The organism is Pseudoalteromonas peptidolytica (assembly GCF_012641745.1).
Lineage (GTDB): Bacteria > Pseudomonadota > Gammaproteobacteria > Enterobacterales > Alteromonadaceae > Pseudoalteromonas > Pseudoalteromonas peptidolytica.
Window position 1 is genome coordinate 58893 of the sequence record NZ_WEHZ01000002.1, and the last position, 23634, is coordinate 82526.

Here is a 23634-nt window from a genome sequence, read left to right on the forward strand (position 1 = left end):
TCGTTTCTGTAAATAAAAGCAGCGGATAGTTTAACATGAGAGCAGTAGACAACGCACGGAACTTGCCAAGCGGTTTTAGCTATCAGCCAAGTGCCATTAGCTTTGAGAAAAGTTTAGCCCTATATGATGCGCTTTGTAGCACTATTCCTTGGCAGCAAAATACCATTACATTATTTGGTAAGACCCATAAAATCCCCAGGCTTGAGCGATTTATTGCCGATCCTGGTATGCGCTACAGCTATTCAGGAAAACTACTCGACAGTGCGCCTTGGCCAGGGATATTGCAAGGTATTAGAAAAACACTTGAGCGGCGTTTTGACGTCTCATTCAATGCGTTATTGGCAAACTATTACCGCGATGGTCAAGATAGTATGGGTTGGCATAGTGATGATGAGCCTGAACTAGGGGCTACACCTGTGATTGCATCCTTGTCACTTGGGGCAACACGGAAATTTAAAATACGTCACAAAAACACTCATGAGGTGACCGATATTTTCCTCGAAACCGGGAGCCTGTTAATGATGCAAGGCAACAGCCAGCGAGATTACCAGCATGCCTTACCCAAGCAAGCAAAAGTCACGCAAGGGCGTATTAATCTGACTTTTCGAAGTGTTGGAAATGCTGAGTGATAGGCGTATAGTAAGGCCACGAATTGCTATGGGAGACAAAGTTTAATGTCAATGCAATCACAAATTTACGACAAAATCGCGCAAGCAGTTGCCTGCAAACATCTTAATGTTATTAATGAAAGTCACATGCACAGCCGTGGCGAAGACTCTCACTTTAAGGTTATCGTTGTGAGTGAGCAGTTTATAGGGCAGCGCTTACTTCAGCGTCACAGAAAAATTAACGAAGTACTGAAGGATGAATTACAAAATCACATCCATGCTTTAGCAATACATGCCTACACGCCGGAAGAGTTTTCAGAAAAAGAAGGCCAAGCACCAGTATCACCAACATGTTTAGGTGGCTCAAAGTTTGATAGCTGATCAGATGTGTGTTTTGCATTTCTACCAGTACACTACGCAGTAATTTTAATAAGGTGGGCGTAGACTCACTTTTATTTTTTGTATCAAATTAATGGATAGGATCACTTATGGTCATTAAACCAAAAATTCGTGGATTCATTTGTACGAACGCGCACCCTGTAGGCTGCGCCGAACATGTAAAAGAGCAAATTGAGTACGTAAAGCAACAAGGTCAAATTGAAAATGGCCCTAAAAATGTTTTAGTGATCGGTGCGTCAACAGGATATGGTTTGGCTTCTCGTATTACCGCGGCATTTGGTGCTGGCGCGAAAACCCTTGGTATCTTTTTTGAAAAAGAAGGCACAGAGAAAAAAACAGCCTCTGCGGGTTGGTACAACACCGCTGCATTCCAGCAAGTAGCTGAAGAAGCCGGTTTATGGTCAAAGAATATTAACGGTGACGCATTTTCTGATGAGTTAAAGCAAAAAACCATCGACACCATTAAGACTGAGCTTGGAAAAGTCGATCTTGTCATCTACAGCCTTGCTTCCCCTCGCCGCAAAGACCCTAAGTCTGAAGAGGTTTACTCTTCGACGCTTAAGCCAATTGGCTCTGCTATTACTACTAAAAACCTAAATACATCAAAGCGTATTATCGACGAAGTGACTGTTGAGGCAGCAAATGAAGAAGAAATTGCAAATACAGTTAAAGTAATGGGTGGTGAAGATTGGGAGCTTTGGATTGATGCGCTTAAACAAGCGGATGTACTCGCCGATGGCTTTAAGACGACTGCCTATACGTATATCGGTAAAGAGCTAACTTGGCCAATTTATGGACATGCGACAATTGGTAAAGCGAAAGAAGATTTAGACCGCGCGACGCTTGCTATCCGCGAGACGACATCTGATATTAATGGTGAGGCTTATGTTTCTTCGTTAAATGCGGTTGTGACACAGGCAAGCTCGGCGATTCCTATTATGCCTTTATATATTTCTGCGCTGTTTAAAGTCATGAAAGGGGATGGTACCTATGAAGGAACTATTGAGCAGATAGATGGTTTGTTCCGCGAAAACTTATATGGACAATCTCCGCGCTTTGACGAAGGCGGTCATTTATTCCAAAACTATAAAGAGCTAGAAGAGGGCGTACAGGCTCGCGTGCAAACAATTTGGGATACAGTAGATACAGACACAATTGATGAGCTAACAGATTATGTTGGCTATCATAATGAGTTTTTAAAATTATTTGGGTTTGGTCTAGAAACAGTTGATTATGATGCTGATGTAGAAGCAGCAGTAGCGATTAATCATCTAATCTAACAAGCTATATGATTTGAGGCTAGGGCTACACCTAGCCTCATTTTACGTTGCGGCTAACTCCGGACTTCATTCGTAGTGTGGTGCGCATCGCCACTGTGGGATTTTCTTTTCATACGCTTGAATAAACGCTTCTTGTTCAAGGGTTTGTCCAATTGCATCAAGTCCTTTAATGAGCGTCTCTTTGTGAAGAGGACTGATGGTAAATGAATAGTTATCACCATTACAGCTTACCGTCTGATTAACCAAATCAACGGTGATAGCCGTGTCGGCGGCGCTTTGTACCGCGTCAAATAAAGTATCCATCTCTGATTTAGACAACGAAACGGGTAACAGTTGATTGTTGATGCAGTTGCCATAGAAAATATCAGCAAAACTGGTGGCGATCACCACCTTGAAACCGTAATCTGCTAATGCCCAAGGCGCATGTTCTCGACTAGAACCACACCCAAAATTTTCTCTACTGAGCAGGATCTCCGCGCCTTGGTGTTGAGGCTGGTTTAACACGAACTCAAGATTAGGCTGCGTGCCAGCGCTATCTAAGTAACGCCAGTCATGAAATAAGTGCCGACCAAAGCCTTGCTTAGAGACCGAAGTTAAAAACTGTTTGGGGATTATCTGATCTGTATCCACATTAACCTGATCGAGCGGCGCGGCTTTGCTTGTTACCGTTGTAATACCACAACTCATAGCTATTCCTTAATAAATTCTCTAATATCGGTAAATCTGCCTTTTATGGCTGCCAATGCGGCCATCGCAGGGCTGACTAAGTGGGTTCGTGAACCGCGACCTTGTCGTCCTTCAAAATTTCGGTTGCTGGTAGAAGCGCACCTGTCTCCTTGAAGCAACAAATCATCATTCATACCTAGGCACATCGAGCAACCAGGTAAGCGCCACTCAAATCCAGCCTGAGTGAAAATCTTATCAAGCCCTTCCACTTCGGCTTGTTTTTTCACTTCACCAGAGCCAGGTACCACAATTGCTGACACACCAGATGCAATCTTATTATTTTCGACTACCCTTGCAGCGGCACGGAGATCTTCGATGCGACCATTGGTGCATGAGCCAATAAATACATGATTTATCTCAATGTCTGAAATTTTAGAGCCCGGCGTGAGATCCATGTAGTGTAATGCTTTTTTGGCAGCTTCTTGATCGGCAGGATCCGTGAAGCTACTTGGATCTGGTACTATGTCATTAATACCCAAGACATGCCCAGGGTTAGTGCCCCATGTCACTTGCGGTTGAATGTCGTTGGCATTGAGGGTTACAACCGTGTCGTAGAGTGCGTTGGGATCTGCTGTGAGTTGGCTCCAGTCTTGACAAGCAAGCTCCCACAGTTCGCCCTTTGGTGCAAACTCTTTATCTTTCAAATAGGCAAGTGTAACCTCATCTGGTGCGATCATTCCGGCTTTGGCTCCAGCTTCGATAGACATATTGCAGATAGTCATTCGAGCCTCCATAGAGAGACTTGCTATTGCACTACCACAATACTCGATAACATGTCCGGTCGCCCCTGCATGCCCAATTTTGGCTATAATAGCGAGGATCAAATCTTTTGCCGTCACCCCAAAAGGTAAAGTGCCGTTGACTTCAACTTTCATCGTCTTGGCTTTATGCTGCTTTAGACTTGTGGTGGCCATAACGTGCTCGACTTGAGAGGTACCAATCCCAAATGCCAGTGCGCCAAATGCGCCGTGTGTTGCGGTGTGTGAATCTCCACATACGACTGTCATACCCGGTAGAATGAGTCCACGCTCTGGTGCCATAACATGTATGATCCCTTGTTTCACGTTACCTACAGGGTATAGCTGAACGCCAAACTCCTCGCAATTTTCAATCAAGGCTTGTAGTTGTCTGCGGTTATTATCGCCACACGCATCTATGGCTAATGAGCGAGTAGAGATACTGTGATCCATGGTGCCAAATGTTTTATCTGGGCTGCGTAATTTGCGCTGCTTTTGCTTTAACCCATCAAACGCTTGAGGAGAGGTGACTTCATGTATTAAATGCCTGTCAATATAAAGCAATGCTTCATGACCGTCTTGCGTAATGACATGCGCATCCCACACTTTTTCATACAAGGTTTTAGGCATTATTAGTAGCTCCTTGCAATGTAGTCTCTGATGTAATCGCCTACTTCTGAAGTTGACTTAGCAAGATGTTGCTCATCACTAGGAACAAGCTCTTTGGTTAATACCCCTTGTTGAAGTGCATGCACGACACCTTGTTCAATGGCATCCGCAGCAGCATTTTGATCTAGGCTATAGCGCAGTAACATTGCAGCTGAAAGGATCTGTGCAACAGGGTTCGCGATGCCTAAGTTGGCAATATCTGGAGCTGAGCCTCCAGCTGGTTCAAATAACCCAAAACCGGATTGGTTAATACTTGCCGATGCGAGTAAACCCATGGAACCTGTGATCATAGCGCACTCGTCGGATAAAATATCCCCAAATAGATTAGAGGACAAAATGACATCAAAATCGCTAGGTTTACGAATTAACTGCATTGCTGCATTGTCAATATACATGTGTTCAAGTTGTACATCTGGGTAGCTTGTAGCTACTTCATCTACCGTTTCACGCCATAGCCGACTGCACTCAAGCACATTTGCCTTATCGACAGAGGTTACTTTTTTATTTCTTTTTTGAGCAGCTAAGAAAGCAAGGTGAGCAATACGAGTTATCTCTGACTTTGAGTAACGCATGGTATCAAACGCGACTTCTTGGTCGTTATTCAACTCACGTCCCTTTGGTTGGCCAAAATAAATACCACTTGTGAGCTCTCGAACAACCATCATATCAACCTGCTGCTGTGCAATGTCGCTGCGTAATGGTGATAGATGTTGCAGCCCTTGATATATTGTCGCTGGGCGAAGGTTACAAAAGAGATCGAAGTGTGACCTAAGCTTTAGCAATGCGGCTCGCTCTGGGCGCTGATCGAGTGGTAAACTATCCCATTTCGGTCCACCAATAGAGCCAAATAAGATTGCATCGGCGCACTCACAACCTGCAAGTGTCTCTTGTGGTAACGCATGATTATGTTTATCAATGGCGATACCGCCAACATCGTAATGTTGAAAGTCGAATGTTAATGCAAATTTATCTGCAATTATATCTAGTACTTTCAGTGCTTCAGCCATGACCTCTGGACCAATTCCGTCTCCAGGCAATACAGCTACTTTATAAATTTTGTTCATTGGTTTATTCAATATCCCTACATACAATGTGCAGCCAGATAGCATTACTAGCAAATGTATCGTATTTTTTGCTACCTAACTGCAACTCAAAGCTCACGCCGGTGCGGTATAACCTATTTTCCCGCGCTTGGCTAAGTTATCTATCGTTCATATAAAAGGCGATGCCAATAATATCTCGATACGTTTCAATATTGGGTAATTTGGGTGTGAACGGAGACACATAATGTTTGTGCTTGAGATCTTCAACATAAAGGCTTTGTCCAGGCTCTAGCTTTTTCTCAAATAAAATGTTGCTGGTGTCGTTGAAGTCGCTAATAAAAGAGATTGCACCGTTCACATTATGCTCATTGATTAGGTTGATAGCGATAAAGTCGGTTTCATCATGGTGAAAACCTTCAGGGGCAGGGTAGCCGACAATCTTAGCATCTGCGGTAACGCGTATTTGATGGCAACCAATAAAAAAGTGATCGGCATTGACCCACTCTTTTTCTAATGCGTCAGTAACAATCGCTTGCGCAAATTTTTTGGCCTCCTCACCCGTATGTTGGAACGATCTTTTAATTCCACCAGCGTATGAGTTAGCTTCATTAGATTGAAAAAAAGGCTTAGTCGCATTCCAATCGACTTTACCATTTTTTACTTCACCATAAGAAAAAGTTCTAAAACGTTTCATGCCATCTTTGATGTAAGGATCGGCTGGCAACGCATCATAGCTTTTTAATAAGTCATTATTAATTTTGTCAGCATTACATACTAAGCTGAAAGACATGATTAAACTCCTAATTAATTTAATTATTTCATAATGCTGGGTTAGCAATATGTCCTTTGATTGCTGATTCCACCACGGTTCTAGGGCTAGCAAGGTGGGTAAGTACGCCTTTACCTTGGCGGTTTTCAAAGTTCCTGTTGCTAGTAGAAATACACCTAGTGCCTGCGGATAAAGTGTCGTTGTTGATTGCAACGCATAAAGAACAACCCGGGAGACGCCACTCAAATCCGGCTTGTTCGAAAAGCGTATGAAGCCCTTCAGCTTCAGCCTGCTTTTTGACTTCCATTGAGCCTGGAACAATGATCGCTTTAACTTTTGGGCTAACACGACGTTTGTTTATTTGCGTAGCCGCTGCTCGTAAGTCTTCGATTCTGCTATTCGTGCATGAGCCAACAAAAGCAACATCTATTTTTACTTCATCTAAGCGCATACCCGGCGTTAACTGCATATACGAGTAGGCTCTGCTCATTCCTTGCGCTCTGTTCTCGTCTTGTTCTTGCTCTGGGAAAGGTAAGAGACTAGTAACGTCAATCGCATGTTCTGGACTGGTTCCCCAAGTTACAAAAGAGTGAGTATCGTCGACATTGATACTTGCTTCTTTGTCAAAGATGGCATCATTATCGCTACGTAATGCTGTCCAATCTGCCAAAGCTTCTAGCCAAGCATCGCCTTTTGGAGCCAATTGCCGACCTTTAATGTAATCAATGGTTTTCTGATCCGGGGCTATTAGCCCTGCTTTTGCGCCTAGTTCAACTGACATATTACAAAGCGTCATTCTTTGTTCCATGGATAAGTTTTCAATTACCGACCCACAAAACTCGACTACATAGCCGTTGCCTGAACTTACACCAAGAGTTTGGATGGTTTTCAAAATAATATCTTTTGCGGAAATAGCATCATTAGGTCGACCTTCAACGGTGATCCGAAATGTTTTTTGTTTCTTTTGTACAAGCGTCTGAGTGACAAGGACATGTTCGATTTCAGAAGCGCCAATACCAAATGCAAGTGCGCCAAATGCGCCATGTGTAGAAGCGTGCGAATCTCCACACACTACAATTGTTCCAGGAAGAATAAAACCAAGTTCTGGGCCGATGACATGCACTATCCCTTGACGAGTGTGACCTAAATCAAACAGAGGAATACCATGGGTTTCACAGTTACTGTGCATTAATGCTAGAAGATTACGTTGCTCAGCGGACATGACGTCGATAAGATCTTTTGCTGTTGGCACTACGTGATCCATGGTGCCTATGGCAAGCAGCGGTTGCCGAACACTGTGCTGCTTTTCTGACAAACCAGAAAATGCCTGTGCAGATGTCACTTCATGAATGAGATGTCGGTCAACATATAATAAAGAAAATCCGTTGGGCATTTCCTTCACTAGGTGGCTTTCCCAAATTTTATCGTAAAGTGTTTTTGCTTTCACAATCTTTCCCATTTGTATTGCATTTCTTCAATTTCATTAAGATTTTGTTTGTTGTTTATTATTTTGCATTTTTATTTTATTTAGGCTGATTGCAAAGAATGCTGATGTTCCCTTATCTGGTTAAGCATATTAATGATGTTCAATATAGAAATATATGATTTTATTATTGCTATATTTGGATCTTCATCATAGCCTTCTCCATAAATGGGCTTGTTATTTAAGGTAATGCTAAGTTTTGCATTATAAATAAAGTTTTCAGGAGCGAATTCTAAAGATAGATCTCGAATAATGATGGCCTCATTCGTTATTTTTAGATTCTGTAATGCTTCAATTAGATTTGTGCTATCTGATTCAAAACTCTGTAATTTTTGATTGTTTTGCAGGACTAAATTAACCGAAATAGCGCGTTCAGAAGCGCACTTGGTGATAGCACTCACTAAGCTATATCTTTTGTCACAGAGATTTACTTTATTCTTGTAATACAAAGATGTTAAATCGTACCAATAAACCTGCCCTTTTTTGTCAGCAAGTTGTAGGAATTGATTGTAAATATTGTTAATTTCTTGATCTTCGCATGGGCAGCCTGTTTGTGTTAAAAAATGTGCAATAGCTTTTCGACCAGAACGAGCTGTGAAGTAAAGTTCGTTTTTACTTATGCCAACTTGTTCTGGGTGAAATATTTCATAAGTAATACTGGATTTGATAACGCCGTCTTGATGTATTCCTGATGAATGTGCAAATGCGTTACCTCCCACAACCGCTTTATTCAACTGTACAGGCATTCTAGCTACAGAGCTGACAAGCTCTGAAGTTGGTTTGATAAGCTCAGTTTTAATATTGGTGTAAAGGCCGAACAGGTCTTTGCGAGCACTGAGTAGCATGGTGATTTCTTCTAATGCGCAGTTTCCGGCACGCTCTCCAATACCATTGACCGTGCACTCAATTTGCCTTACTCCGGCTAACAATGATTCAGCACTATTTGCTACTGCTAGGCCTAAATCATTGTGGCAGTGAACCGATAAAATAGCTTGATCAATATTAGAAACATTGGCTTTTATGTGGCTGAGGAGCTGATGAAATTCTTTCGGAGTGGTATAACCTACTGTATCAGCTAAGTTAACGGTTGTAGCCCCAGCTGCAATGGCTTTTTCGATGATATAGCAAAGGTCTTCAGGTGGGGTGCGAGTGGCATCTTCACACCCAAATTCAATATCATCAGTATATTCTTTAGCGATGGAAATCGCCTCTACAGCTTTATCCGTGGCCGCTTGTAAATTGATATTTAACTTTTTCTCAAGATGTATAGGTGAAGTGGCAATAAAAATATGAATACGTTTATGTTGCGCGGGCTTTAATGCTTCACCACATGCGATAACATCTTCAGGCACGGCTCTGGCCAGTGCACAGATCGTAGGTCCTTGAATCTCTTTTGCAATTAACTCTACAGAGGCAAAGTCCCCAGGAGAAGAAGCGGGAAACCCAACCTCCATTACATCAACATTTAGCTTCGCAATTGCCTTTGCAAGTTGTAATTTTTCATCTTTTGATAAGCTTCTTCGCAGTGCCTGTTCACCGTCTCGCAATGTTGTATCAAAAATACGAACTCTATTATTTGATTTCAAACTTAAACCTCATATGTGATTGTATTATTTATGATAATTCGCCACAGCAAGGGGAGGTTGATTGATTTATAAGGGGTGGTAGTTACTGTTGATGAAGCCGCAACTAAATAACTTCCTTCCCACAAACCACATTCTTCCTTGTTGTTTCCAATACTTATATATGGAACCCGTTAATTAGCTTTATGAGTGAGCCTTTTTACGCTTTTATTTTATTTTAAATTTTTGATCAATTTCGTTTTAATTTGTTTTGTTTTATTTTGCTATTTGCAATAGTTTGTTTGTTTACTTGGTGTTTTATATGGTTTTATGATTGCACTCGGTTTTTTTTAAGTCAACGGTTTATTTTTTTTGTGTTTGGTTTGTTTTGTTTTTGTTGACACTTTTTTACCTATCGGTTAGCTTAATTTTTCATAATTCTCGAGACACTAAAAAGGGTGATGAATTAGCTATATTTTCTTAGTTTTTTCTGATTAAAGTGTTGGAGAAGGAGGGATGGTCGTAATTATCATTTTTACATTTTTATGTATTAAGTATTTCGGCTCTATATGTATTATTGCTAATTAGGCAAGGAATTATAAAGTAGTATAAGTTATGAATTATAATAATCGTAGTAACGAGAATGAATTTGTAGGTGATAGTAAAGCCTTAACTTACGTCTCTCTTATACAAGAGCATGCCAAAAACAAACCGCACGACACAGCCTTTGAGTTTATCCGATCTAAAGATATCGATGATGTTGAATCATTGAGCTTCTTGCAATTACTCCAGTATTCAAAACAGATAAGTTCAGTACTGCTTAAACAGCCAAAGCTAGGTGCGGTGGTTATCGCTGTGCCGACCGGAAAATTCTTTATTACGAGTTTACTGGGATGTTTTATTTCCAAGCGTATTGCCATTCCTCAAGTGTTACCAGATTCAGCCGCTAATTTGACGAATCTTGAAAAAGTAGTGGAAGATGCAGGTGCGACGACTATTGTTTGCCTGCGTCAACATGAAGATAAGCTTAAATCCCAATTTGAGCAGCAGCTTATTACAGGTGCACTTTCAATATTGATTATTGATGAGTTGAGCTTTGAAGGGCTATCTGATGAGAGCTTTGATCTTCCTATCATTCATCCACAAGACATCGCCTATCTTCAGTACACATCAGGCTCAACTGGATCACCGAAGGGCGTGATCATTAAGCATGAAAATCTGATCGCGAATTTGGAGAGTATCAAATCGGCATATGGGTTTGATAGCTCGCTTGTTTGCGTTTCTTGGTTACCACCTTTCCATGATATGGGACTCGTAGGGTGTTATTTAACCCCAACTTATAATGGCGGGAAGTCAGTGGTATTTTCTAGTACTAACTTCTTAAAACGCCCGTTGATGTGGTTAGAGGCTATTTCAAAATTTAAAGGCACTTATCTGGCCGGTCCAAACTTCTCTTTTGATTATTGTGTTCGTAAAGCTGCCGGAAAAGATCTCAGCCATATCAATCTATCGACGTTAGACAAAATGATTAATGGTGCAGAGCCTGTTAAAGCAGAAACACTAAATCGATTTATTGAGGTATTTAAGCCATTAGGGCTGAGAAGTGATGTGTTTTATGCCAGTTATGGTATGGCAGAGTGTGTGTTATTTACATCAGCTGAGCGATACACTGGTCAATCGGTACCATATCAAGGGATTGGCAGGGTGAGTTGTGGTATTTCTCAAGACCAGCATGAAATTCTCATTGTTGACCCTGAAACACACGAAGTATGTGGCGATGGTAATATCGGCGAAATTTGGATTGCAGGTCCTTCGGTTTGCTCTGGATACTATAAAAAGTCAGAGACAATAAACGCCGTTTTTAATAACACAGTAGCGGGCAATAGCAACCAGTTTTTTAGAACCGGTGATCTTGGATTTAAGTCCGAAGCTAAGCTTTATATCACCGGCAGGATCAAAGAAACCATTATTATACGAGGCAAAAACTTCTATCCTCACGATATTGAAGCGTCGGTCACTAAAGTTGATGCGCTTTGTAAAGTGAATGAATGTGCCGTGTTTAGTTCATCTCATCAAGATGAAGAAAAAGTGGTTGTCGTTCAAAAATTAAATACAGTTAAAGTCAGTGAAGCTGAAGCACATGCCTTGTTGAAAAAAATATCGGTGGCGCTATCTGTGCACCATGGTCTTCAAGTGGCTGAACTTGTGATTGTTAAACGCATCCCGAAAACCACCAGTGGTAAAATTCAACGCACAAAAATCAGACAAATGTATGAAGCAAATGAGCTTGATATTATTTGTCTTGTAAATGAAACCGCGACTGCTGAGGTGCAACAGCGCCCGGCAACAGCCATCGATTTACAGCAAAGTCAGCACAAAGCAAATGAATTAATTGAATGGTTGCAAGATTATTCAAGCCGCCGTATTAACTCGCAATTGATTGATGAGCGTCGCTGTATTCCGCCTTATGTTGTCATGGATTTTAGCACTCAAGGAATACTAGGATTGCTTGTGCCACCAGAGCAAGGCGGGGTTGGTCTAAGTACCACAGATACATTTAAAGTGGTCTCTGCATTAGCATCAGTAGACCTTACCTTGGCATTATTTGTAGGACTACACCAAGTATTGGGGATCCGTCCAATATTAATGTCTGCAAAACCAGCTATCCGCTCACAATTCGTCTCAGAGTTGGCGCAAGGCCGCATGCTTGCCGCTTTTGCCCTCACCGAGCCCAGTGCAGGTTCTGATCCTCGCCAGATTAAGCTTACTGCGAAAAAAGTAGACGGCGGTTGGCGCTTATCAGGTGAGAAAATTTGGTCAGGAAATGCCGCTTGGTCAAACCTCATTAATGTGTTCGCCCTTGCTTTTGATAATGAGCAAGCTCTGGGGATGACAGGGTTTGTTGTTGATAGTAATTCTGTCGGTATACAGCAAGGCCCAGAAGCATTAACCATGGGTTTCCGTGGCATGGTACAAAATAAAATTTACTTCAATGATGTGTTTGTACCTGATGAACGCATGCTTGGCACATTAGGTAAAGGATTTGATGTCGCAAAAGACGCGATGATGCTTGGCCGTGCAGGTATCGCTGCGATGGCAATAGGTACTATGCGTCGAAGTCTTGCGGTGATGCAGAGGTATGCTAGCAAACGTATTATTTCTACTGGTCGCTTGTCAGATAACCCTGAAACTCAGAAAAAGATAACCGCTCATGCTTTTGCATTATCGGCATCAGAAGCACTGTTAGAAAGAGTCTCAATGCTGACAGATTTGCAGCAAAATGTACCTGATGAGATGTTCGCTATTGTTAAATATATTGTCACTGAGTTTGCTTGGCATTGTGTTGACGATGCGATGCAGATGCTAGGTGGTCGAGGATATATCGAGAGTAATGGTTTTGCTCAAGTATACCGTGACACTCGACTACTAAGAGTCTTTGAGGGCCCCACAGAAACATTACAAGTGTTTGTTGGTGCAAGTTACCTTGCAAACCCTGATAACTTAAGTGTCTTTATTGCTGATGCTGATGGCTCCGATAAATTACAGTCTGCTTTTAAGGCTCACATTTTAGAAGTTGAACGTGCACTACAAAACACCAGTGTTCCCGCTAAGAAAAAAGAGCTGTTATTGAATCACACTATAGGGTGGTTGGCAGGGTTGTACTGTGCAAAAGCGGCGCTGAGCGTGTCGACTCAAGTCGATGACAGTGCCAAAGCGCTTGTGGCCAATTGGCTCGATATGCAGATAGAAAAAGAGATTTTTGTGCTACAGAAAAATATAGCGACTGTGTATGAAAAGAGCGAGATGGCTGTTGTCACTCAGCTACTCAAAAAAGCGCAAAGTCAAACCTTAGACTCAGAGCAAAGCGCACCGGGTGGCGATTATACTTTGGATGTGTTGTTAAGATCGTCGGATACGCCAAGCGCTAAACAAATATTGTCAGATGCTAACGTGTCTCACATGGAGCAAACGCAGCAAAATACTATTGATGAGCAACTTAGTACTCAAAGCAACAGCGCTGAGATTGCGAGTTTCTTGAAAAAGTGGATTGCGAATAAAGCGAAAAAGCCACTGAGTGAGATAGATGAGCATGAGCAGTTTGCGGCATATGGGTTGGACTCGGTTGATGCCGTTGAACTAATTGAAGCGATTGAGAACCAGTATCAATTAGATATAGATGCCACTGCTGCGTGGTCTTATCCAACCATTCAAACTTTAGCAAATTACATCAAACAATACATAACGACGCCTCCGGAACCTGTGGCGAGCACGGGAGCTGGCAGCGCGCCGCAGGGCTTTGCAAAACAAGTTCAGGAGCAACCGGCAAGTACTTCAGAATTATCTAATGAAGAACTACTAGCTATGTTAGAAAGCGAGCTTTAAGCACGCTTTCTAACAGAAGGATTAATACAAGTTTTAGCTGACAGCAAGGATATTGTTTGATGTCGAATATCAATGACGAAAAAATAAATGGCGTCTTAAAAAAGTCGTTAGAGAAAATATCGAGCCTAAAGCAGGAATTAGCACTTGAGCGGGCAGCCAAACATGAGCCGATAGCCTTGATTGGTGGCAGTTGTCGATTACCAGGTGGTGTAAGCAGCTTAGATGAGTTTTGGACATTACTCAAAGATGGCAAAGATGTCATCTCAAAAGTGCCTCGAAACCGTTGGAATACTGAGCGTTTTTATGATTCAACACCGTTTAAAACTGGCCACTATAATACTGATTATGGTGGCTTTGTTGATGATGTTTTCGGGTTTGATGAGCGCTTTTTTGGCATGTCAGCAGCTGAAGCTGAAAATCTTGACCCACAACAGCGCTTGTTACTGGAGCTAAGTGTTCATGCCCTTGAACATGCTGGCATTTCATTTAAACAAATATCAGGTGCCGCGGCGGGTATTTTTGTCGGTATAGGTTCGGCGGATTATGAGTTATTGCACCTTTCCGCTGCTGATACAATAGATTCGCAAATTGGCTTAGGCACAAACCGTGCGATTGCAGCAGGTAGGCTGGCGCACTTTCTCAATGTGCACGGTCCTGTGATGCAACTCGACACTTCCTGCTCTTCTTCTTTGCTTGCCATCCACTTAGCATGTCAAAGTCTACGCAGTCGAGAGTGTGATATTGGCTTAGCTGCTGGGGTCAACCTCATGCTAGCACCTAATGGCTACATCGGATTTAGCCAGATTGGTGCGCTTTCAACCAGCGGTAAGTGCCATACTTTCGATCAGTCTGCTGATGGCTATGTTAGAGGGGAAGGCGGTGGTGTTGCGGTGTTTAAACGCTTGAGTGATGCAATCAAAGACAAGGATAACATCATCTGCGTGATTTCAGGTTCCGCGGTCAATCATGATGGTAGAAGTAACGGTTTAACAGCGCCCAACGGTTCAGCACAAGCGGCTTTGATTAAAAGTGCGCTACACAACGCAAATAAAACAGCTGAAGATATTCAATACATTGAAGCACATGGTACAGGCACTTCATTGGGTGATCCAATTGAAGTAAATGCGCTCGGTACTATTTTTAAGTCAGCCAAATCAGCAGAAAATCCACTTTACATCGGCGCTGTAAAAACAAACATGGGGCATTTAGAGGCCGCAGCGGGTATTTCTTCATTTTTTAAAACCGCACTTGCGATCCATCATCATTATCTACCACCAAGTTTACACTTTGAGTCTGCAAACCCGTATATTAATTGGCAACGTTACCCGCTATCTGTGGTGAGTGAAGGCATGGCATGGCCAGCATGCACTAACAAATCTGCCGGAGTAAGCGGCTTTGGGATGAGCGGCACCAACGTACACTGTATTCTTTCAGAGTATCAATCATCAGAGGTAGCAGCGCAACCTGACAATACTGACAGGACTGTGCATCCGTTTATTTTATCCGCCAAGTGTGAGGGCGCATTACAGCAACTTCGAGCAGATTATATTGATGTTATTTCCAGGGACTTTGATAGCTTTGCTGGTATTTGCGCATCCACGGTACGGGCAAATAATCATTATAAATATCGTTTTGCGACCTTTGCTCATAGTCGAGAAAGTCTACTTGCGCGCTTAAAAGAGAAAGCGCCGACAGCACCAAGTACTTTAGGAAAGCGTGAAAATTACATACAGCTAACTGAATTTCACGCTTTAGCTGACCTACAAGCCGTTATCGCAGCAATGCAGACACAGCTTCCTGTTTATGCTACTCACTTTAATCAAGTTTCAGCTTGGGTTGCATCAGATTTAACACAGCCACTAGCATGGTATGTTGCGCAAAGTGAATTATCACCGCAAGTACATCAAGTCCTCACTGCGTGTCACTTTTATGCTTTAGCCAGATGTCTAGATTATTATGGAGTGACCCTAAAAGGGGTAGGCGGAGACTCTGATTTGGCACATGTGCTCGCTGCGCATTTTGTCGGCCTTTTGACAATTCAAGAAGTGATAAGGTCATTATTAGGTGAGCCCGCAAGTCTCGCTGCCAGTAACGAAATACTTAACAACGTACTTAGCTTTGACAAAGCACAAGTTGAGTTTGTGTTGCTAAGCGAAGAGTCATTAACTTCCGTTGATGCGACTGTAGCGCGACCACAAACGGCTATGCTACAGGAATTACAAGATGCCAATGTGTTGGTTGTTGGGATGCAAAACGCGATGTTATCAGTACCTCGCAGTGAGCAAACAGAGACGCACTACATCGTGATTAATGAGCAGATTAACACCCTGTATGCGTGTCTAGCGTCATTGTATGAAGTTGGGGAGTCGATTCACTTTGACGCCGTTTTACATTCAATTCCAACCAATAAAGTAAGGCTTCCTCTCTATCCGTTCCAAAGAACACATTTTGAGCGCCATAACCCATTACGTGAGCAAGTATCGCCTTTAACAAAGGCGCAGAGCTCTGCTGATGTATTTAAAAACTTGCTCAATGATGCTGATTTATCTGATGCTGCAAAAGCCAGCTTACCTGAAATTTTTAGCTTCCTTGAAGGTGATTCGGCGAATGATTCTGAGTCGGTGGTGGAGCTGCTTAATTACGCTTGGGAGCAGTATATAGACACAGAAGAGCAAAACGCTACCACAGTGATTGATGATGTATTGTTGCTCGGCTTTGATACTTTACTACCACACTTGTTAAGTACCAAGCTGAATGAAACTCACAATACAATAAGGGTAACCCATATTGACCTTAGATCCTTCGTTCACCCAGAGATGAACAGTGCTGCATTTGAGCAAGCGCTCCAGTGTTGGGTAGAGCAAGTTGCTGATAAAGGTCAGGTCATATTCATAGCACCACAAGGTCTTGAAGAAGTGTCGGTATTTTCCGCCATATCACAGCAAGCACTAATGTTAAAGGCATGTATCAAAGTGCTGAGTGCTAATTCGCACATGCGCTTAAAGGCGATTACGACAGGTGCACTTTGCGTGGATTCAGATGACACTGTCAATCTCAGTCAAGGTGGAATGTGGTCGCTACTTAAGTCCATAGATATGGAATGTCCATCACTACACTGTAGCTTGCTGGATATAAACTCGGTTGATGTCAACGACCGTGAATTGCAAACAATGACGGATTTTGTTTTGCATGGTTATGGTCAGGAGCGCTGGGTCGCAACGCGTGATAATACTCTTCGCGTTCCGCGCTTGGTACAGGTTGAAGAGGCTGTTGCGGTAAATCCACCGGTGTTGACGGGTAAGTATCTTATCACTGGAGGCAGGGGCAGTATTGCGCTCAAACTGGCAAGCTTTTTGGCTCAGCAAGGTGCAAGCCAGTTGATATTAGCTTGCAGAGATACACGCTTTAGTGAGCAAGATAGCAATGTTGTAGAGTCACTCAGAGCACTAGGCTGCAAGGTTCTCATACAGCAATGTGATTTCACAGATAAAAACAGTGTCCAGCAACTTTTTGCTGAAACCTACCGTGAAGGCCGTGTTGATGGTGTTTATCACTTAGCGGGGGTAAAAGGTGAGATCCAACACTTCTCAGAATGTCACGATGATGCTGTGCTGGCGACCTTGAATGTAAAAATACAAGGGACGTTATATGTTGGTGAGCAGGTTCAAGCTTACAACATTCCTCAATTCGTTGCCTTCTCCTCAATCGCTGCAACTTGGGGGGCGTCATATCAAGCAAGTTACGCACTTGCCAATGGGTTCTTGGAATCTTACTGTCATTACTTAAATACAGTAAAAATCAATGCCCAATGCTTAAACTGGGGCCCTTGGCTAAACACCGGTATGGCAGCGTCTGCTCATGAACAAGAGACGCTATTGCAAAGTGGTATTTTGCCAGCACCAGCTGAGCAGATGTTTGCACAAATGCAGCAGGCTATGGCGAGTGAACAAACACAATTCACGATTACTTGTATGGACTGGTCGAAGTTTCTGCCGCTGATTGAGCTACATGGTGAAAATCGCCTATTTGCTACCATTTCAGAGTCTGTTTTTGGGTCACACCAACAAGCAAATTCACGTTCAAGTTCACCGCTTAAAGAGACGCTATTAGCGCTTCCCGAGACCTCACGTCGCAAAGAGATTGTAGAACGAGTAATGGAGCAGCTTGCTGCAACACTGAATGTCGCCAGCGCGACTATTTCAGCTGATGATGGTTTTATCGATTTGGGCATGAATAGCTTAAAAGCAATCGAGTTCAAAGAAGGGTTAGAGGCAATATTTCATATCAACATTCCAGTGTCGGCATCCTTTGACTACCCCAGTGCCAACCTATTAAGCAATTTCTTATATGACGAGTTATTCGATATTGAGCATGTCACTCTAGTTGATATTGAAACGTCGGCACATTCGGTGTCAGAAGGTGAACAAGAGCCTGAGTGGGATGACCTTAATGAAGCAGAGTTAGAGTCGCTATTACGGAATAAGTTAGAAACTTTAGAAGTAGAGTTGTAAAAATGGAAAGTAAAACAAATTCAACATTAAAGCTTGCATACAAAGCCATAGAAAAGCTGCAATCTCGCGTCGAAGAATTAGAGCAAGGCGCAGATCAGATTGCGATTATCGGTGCGGGTTGTAAGTTCCCTGGTAACATCAATTCGCTAGATGATTACTGGCAAGCTTTGATGGCCGGTAAATCTGTCGTAGAGCAAAATATTGAAGGATCGCTTGAAACAATTCACGAAACATTAAAAGGCCAAAGCCATGCCAAATTACATGGCGGACTTATTAGTGATGTCGACTTATTCGATGCCGCGTTTTTTAATATCTCAAAACGAGAAGCAGAATCCATGGATCCGCAGCAGCGACTGGTACTTGAAACTGCGTATCAAGCGCTGGAGCAGTCAGGCTATGCTGGCGAAACAAAAAATACAGCTGCTATTGGTGTATTTATTGGCTCAGCGGCTAATGAATACGCTGATCTGTGTTATCAGTACGGTGATATTGCTGATTCAGCATATTGGGCTACGGGAAATGCAGTTAATACGATCGCAGGGCGAGTTGCATACTGTTTAGGGCTGCATGGGCCTGCGATGACATTTGATACAGCATGTTCTTCAGCGGCGACAGCGATATATCAAGCCATGCGAACTTTGCAAAATCATGAGGTCGATGTGGCGCTTGCAGGTGGTGTAAACCTAATGCTGACAACCGATACTTTCGTACCGTTACAAAAAGCACAGATGTTGTCGCCTTCAGGGCTATGTCAGGCATTTGATAATCGTGCGGATGGTTATGTACGCAGTGAAGGCTGCGGTGTTATTGCGTTGAAGCGTTTACGTGACGCCATTAGAGATCAAGATACGATCTTGGCTGTGATCAAAGGTGGCGCTATGAACCATGATGGCCACAGCTCAAGCCTTACCGCACCAAATGGCAATTCGCAGCAACAGGTGATCAAGCAAGCATTGAAAAATGCCAAAGTGACGCCGCAGGCATTACATTATGTAGAAGCTCATGGAACTGGGACACCTCTTGGTGATCCGATTGAAATGCACGCCCTTAAAGCGGTATATACACCTGCTCGTGATGCGGATAATCCTCTTTATGTGGGATCAGTGAAAGCAAATTTAGGACATACAGAAGCAGCATCTGGTGTCGCTTCTGTGATTAAAGCTGCGTTGATCGCCGCAAACAAACAACTGCCACCACAAGTACATTACGATACGCTAAATCAGTTTATCGAAATCGATGAGCAGCAAATACAGGTTACGAAACAAACTGTCGATTTATCTGAGCAGACTCAAATACATACCGCGGTCAGTGCTTTTGGGTTTTCTGGTACGAATGTACACCTGATCTTGGCCTCTCATACGCCGTCTGAGCAAAGCAACACTGAGATCAATAATGATGCCTTATTGTTACCTATTTCAGCGAAGTCTGAGCAACAACTCGCGGTATTAGCACAACGCTATTTATCGTTACTGGAACGCAGTGATAACCTTGAACAGGTTGTTGCAAATGCAGCGATGAGGCGGGCTCATTATCCTTATAGGTTAGCGGTTACCGGAGCGAATAAACAAGCGCTCTGTGATGCGCTTCAAGCGCAGATAACTAAGCCACTAGCAGCATCAAAATTACCAGTAAAAAGTGAGCAGATTGCCTTTATGTTTACAGGGCAAGGGTCACAGTACAAAGGTATGGGACAAGCCCTTTATGGCATAAACCGCGTATTTAAAAGTACTGTGGACGAATGTGAAGCATTCATCGAAAAAGCAGCAGGCTTTTCTATCAAAGCGGTAATGTGGGGAGCAGATGCCAAACGTTTGTCACATACTGAATTTACGCAACCGAGTTTATTTGTGCTTGAATATGCACTAGCAAAAATGTGGCAATCTTGGGGCGTACAGCCTTCAATCGTGATGGGGCACAGCATTGGTGAATATGCAGCGGCGTGTATCGCAGGTGTATTTTCATTGCAAGATGCACTGAAAATGGTGCTTGCGCGTGGCCGTTTAATGCAAAAGTTACCTAGTGATGGTGCCATGCTGGCTGTTGTTGCAAATGGTAATGTCGTCAAGGAATTGATGGCGGACTTACCAGCAGAGAAGATTGCCGTTGCCTCTTACAATTCAGTAAGGCAAACGGTGTTATCAGGAGATAAATCCCTCATTAAAGTTGTGGCTGAACGAGGAAAGGAAAAAGGCATCACATGTGTGATGCTCGATGTCTCACACGCCTTCCATTCGCCTTTAATGCGACCAATGTTGGCAGAATTTAGAGTCATAGCACAGCAAGTTAACTACAGTACACCAAAGCTCGATTTCATTTCTACCTGTACAGGAAAGCAAGAATATCAAAAGCTAACAGATCCAGAATACTGGGTACAGCATGTTGAGTTACCCGTTAATTTTGTTGAGGGTTTGCGCACGTTAGCGGCGAATAAAAAAGTAGATGTAATAGAAGTCGGTCCGCATCTAGTACTGACGAAATTAGCACTCCAGTCTACTCTCGACTTCGTGCACTATCAATGGTTGTGCTCACAAGATAAAGAGCAACCTCAAGCCACCTATATCACTAATACGCTAGCCACGTTATATCGCACAGGGCATGATATAAACTGGCTGAGCGTTTTTAATCACCAAGTGGTCGCAGCAACAGCAATACCTAGTTATCCATTTACGAGAGAGTCTTTTTGGTTAGGTGAAAAACGAGTACATGCGCGCCACGCGTCAGTGCAAGACCCATTTTTTGTGGATGTTCAAAAGGGATCGCACTCATCATCATTTAAAACCCAGTGTAACGTACAAAGTCAGCCACTGCTTAAAGACCATTTAGTCTATGACGAAGTAGTGGTACCTGGCGGTTACCACGTTTCTCTGGTACTCAATGCCTTGGCAAATCACAGTACTGAGTCACAGCTGGTACTTGAAAATGTCTTTTTTGGTGCACCAATTCTACTTGCGGATGGTAATGAGAGTACACAGTTAACAACAACGTTAAACCATGCTGATTTTGCCGTCAATTCAACGCAGTCTGAACAGGGGGCTTTAACTCATGCCCATGGACGCTACTTCACTTCATCAGAGTCTGTCTCCAATGCTGCTATAGACCCCAGCGCTTTGGTTACAGCCGCGACAAAACAGTGGGAAATGCCTGAGTTTTATGAGCGCATCGAGCAGATGACAAAAATTGCCCATGGAGACACATTTAGGTGGGTGGAAAGCTGTTGGTTTGGTGATGGCTATATCATTGCCAAATTAAACACACCAAAAGCGATAATTGCACCTGAGCGATATTGTATGCACCCAGGGCTAGTTGACTCATGTTTCCAGGTATTTGGTGCATTGGCAGTCAACCAGATGGGCGACAATAAAGAAATCACCGCGGTACCATTTGGCTTTAATAAACTTCATACACACAGTGAGCAATTAAGCGCGCCACAAACCCTTTGGTGTTTTGCCAAGTTAGATGATGATATTGCTGAGGATAAGGCGATACTCAAAGGAGATATTGCACTATTTTCAGATTCAGGCGAGCCAGTTGCTACCATCGATTCTTTCTCGGTACATAAAACCAATGCCAGTACTTTCTTGTCAAAGTCTGAAGAAGGAAGCTTTTTGTTCCAGCGAGAGTGGATAGAAAGTACACAGGCCCACAGCGACGATACGGCATATACAGAGCAGGACTTAGCGCGCTTGTGGCTTATACTTGACGATGACCAAGATATTATCTCACATCAAACATTTGCATCTCACACCCTCGGTGAATGTCAGGTTTTCAAGCATGCAAACAAAGACAAAGGAGTGGTAGCTGGAGTACGTCGACTCAATTTATTGGATCAGCATGAATTAAGTGAAGCACTGACTCAGTTAACGACGAAACCAGATCAGATAATCTTCGCTTTAAAAAATGCAGAGCAAGGCGTTTGCGTAACAAACTACTACGACAGTGTGAATAGCATTATCACACTGGTCAAAAACCTAATTGGTCAGGAGCTTTATAGCCGCTTGCTGTTTGTTAATTATGGCACAAGTGATGTGGCATTACTTGGGGCACCTAAACCACATTGGGGAATTGCTGAAGTCGTCAGAACCGAGCATCCTGAGTTCAGTTGTCAAACTCTTGATCTCAATGCTGAAAACCTATCAGACCTTGTTGCAGGTGTGATTGAGCATAGCCGCTATCAAGACAAAGAACCGAGAGTACTGCTTGACAATGGTATGCGTAAGGTCATGAGGCTGACTAAAACACGGCCAACGTCTGAGCTTGATAAGTATACTGTGGCTGGTGAGAAGACCACACTCATCACTGGAGGTTTAGGCGGATTGGGACTTCAGCTCAGTCAATGGCTGGTTGGTAAAGGAGCCAAGCATCTAACGTTGTTGTCGCGAAGAACGACTTGGTCAGATGAGGTGGAGCACACTTTACAAGCGATACGAGCACAACAGGTTGGTGTCGAGGTGGTTGCGGTAGATATTGCCGATCAATCCAGTATGGAGCAGTTATTCCAACGTTTTGGTGATGATTTACCATCCCTTGGTAGTGTTATACATGCTGCGGGCGTTGTTCAAGACTCACCATTACACAAGTTTGATATGGGATCCGTGACGCAGGTCAGCCGCTCGAAAGTTGAAGGTACTTGGAATCTACATCAATTGACCAAAGACATCGATTTAGATCATTTTTACTGTTTTTCATCGGCATCAGCTGTATTGGGTACACCAGGGCAAGCCATTTATGCCGCCGCGAACAGCTTTATTGATTATATCGTTGAGCATAGAAAGCATTCAGGGTTGCCTGCGCTTGCCGTCCAATGGGGACCGTGGGGCTCGGTGGGTATGGCGGCTGAAAGCCATAGTCAATCTGATTTGTTTGAGGCCGTTGGTATGAAGCCATTTACCCTTAATCAGGGAATGGCTTTATTCGAGCAGATTGCACGTTCAGAGTTACACTCAGTCGTGGCTCTAAAAGCAGATTGGCGTGTATTTAGAGAGAATTTCCCAGGTGCACAGCATGACCACTTATATGATGAGTTGGCACCGACTAGTTCAAGAGCCGGTCAGATCCGCTTCATTGAAGAAATTTGCGATATGTCGCCAGAGCTCAGGTACGAAAAAATCTTTGAGTTTGTGAGAGAGACACTGGCTAAAGTATTAAAAATTGACTCGCCAGCTACGATAGACCCAGAGAAAGGTTTCTTTGAAATGGGAACCGACTCAATAGCCGCGATGGATCTCAAAAAGGACATTGATGCTGAGCTTGGGATCTCATTGCCTTCAACAGTGATTTTCAACTACTCGAACCTTAACTTGCTGGTTGACCATATTGTCAACGATGTCCTGCAATTGGACACCGGGGTGGCTGAAGTTGAGTATTCAAGTGAGATAGAAATCGAGTCACCAACAGACGAGTTGCAAGATATGGAGCTGGATGACTTAGCGGCACTGCTTGAGCAAGAACTGGAACTGAATTAAGG

At 43.1% G+C, this 23634-nt stretch carries 12 protein-coding genes; 6 read left to right on the forward strand and 6 right to left on the reverse strand.

Annotated elements, in window-relative coordinates; translation table 11 throughout:
• Positions 1-35: 35 nt before the first annotated feature.
• The 3 genes from F9Y84_RS01520 (at position 36) to fabV (ending at position 2287) form a co-directional block, all read left to right on the forward strand.
• Complete coding sequence (locus tag F9Y84_RS01520; RefSeq protein ID WP_147389001.1) at positions 36-629, forward strand: alpha-ketoglutarate-dependent dioxygenase AlkB family protein; 594 nt, start codon at positions 36-38, stop codon at positions 627-629.
• A 45-nt stretch (positions 630-674) separates the two neighbouring features.
• The gene (locus F9Y84_RS01525) at positions 675-989 is read left to right on the forward strand and encodes a BolA family protein (protein WP_125250945.1); all 315 of its coding nucleotides are present in this window, start codon (positions 675-677) and stop codon (positions 987-989) included.
• 107 nt (positions 990-1096) lie between these two features.
• Complete coding sequence (gene fabV / locus F9Y84_RS01530) at positions 1097-2287, forward strand: enoyl-ACP reductase FabV (RefSeq protein WP_147389000.1); 1191 nt, start codon at positions 1097-1099, stop codon at positions 2285-2287.
• Between the two features lie 66 nt (positions 2288-2353).
• Here fabV and leuD read toward each other — a convergent pair whose 3' ends face one another.
• From leuD to F9Y84_RS01560, 6 genes are all read right to left on the reverse strand, one after another.
• A complete protein-coding gene (gene leuD, locus F9Y84_RS01535) occupies positions 2354-2974 on the reverse strand; it encodes a 3-isopropylmalate dehydratase small subunit (RefSeq protein ID WP_147388999.1) in 621 nt (206 codons plus the stop codon).
• A 2-nt stretch (positions 2975-2976) separates the two neighbouring features.
• The gene (gene leuC / locus F9Y84_RS01540) at positions 2977-4380 is read right to left on the reverse strand and encodes a 3-isopropylmalate dehydratase large subunit (RefSeq protein WP_147388998.1); all 1404 of its coding nucleotides are present in this window, start codon (positions 4378-4380) and stop codon (positions 2977-2979) included.
• A 2-nt stretch (positions 4381-4382) separates the two neighbouring features.
• Positions 4383-5483, reverse strand: a complete 1101-nt coding sequence (gene leuB / locus F9Y84_RS01545) for a 3-isopropylmalate dehydrogenase (protein ID WP_128729725.1) — start codon at positions 5481-5483, stop codon at positions 4383-4385.
• A gap of 136 nt (positions 5484-5619) precedes the next feature.
• Positions 5620-6252, reverse strand: a complete 633-nt coding sequence (locus tag F9Y84_RS01550; RefSeq protein ID WP_125250940.1) for a 2OG-Fe dioxygenase family protein — start codon at positions 6250-6252, stop codon at positions 5620-5622.
• A gap of 28 nt (positions 6253-6280) precedes the next feature.
• Positions 6281-7690, reverse strand: a complete 1410-nt coding sequence (gene leuC, locus F9Y84_RS01555) for a 3-isopropylmalate dehydratase large subunit (RefSeq protein WP_147388997.1) — start codon at positions 7688-7690, stop codon at positions 6281-6283.
• 68 nt (positions 7691-7758) lie between these two features.
• Positions 7759-9300: a 2-isopropylmalate synthase gene (locus tag F9Y84_RS01560; protein ID WP_125250938.1), complete on the reverse strand. Its 1542-nt coding sequence runs from the start codon at positions 9298-9300 to the stop codon at positions 7759-7761.
• A 591-nt stretch (positions 9301-9891) separates the two neighbouring features.
• Between F9Y84_RS01560 and F9Y84_RS01565 the strand changes: the two genes are divergently transcribed.
• From F9Y84_RS01565 to F9Y84_RS01575, 3 genes are read left to right on the forward strand one after another with little or no spacing between them, the layout of a single operon-like run.
• Positions 9892-13659, forward strand: coding sequence for an AMP-binding protein (locus F9Y84_RS01565; protein WP_147388996.1), 3768 nt, complete (start codon positions 9892-9894; stop codon positions 13657-13659).
• 59 nt (positions 13660-13718) lie between these two features.
• Positions 13719-18170, forward strand: a complete 4452-nt coding sequence (locus tag F9Y84_RS01570) for a type I polyketide synthase (RefSeq protein WP_147388995.1) — start codon at positions 13719-13721, stop codon at positions 18168-18170.
• Positions 18171-18172: 2 nt separating this feature from the next.
• Positions 18173-23632: a type I polyketide synthase gene (locus F9Y84_RS01575; protein WP_147388994.1), complete on the forward strand. Its 5460-nt coding sequence runs from the start codon at positions 18173-18175 to the stop codon at positions 23630-23632.
• Positions 23633-23634: the final 2 nt, after the last annotated feature.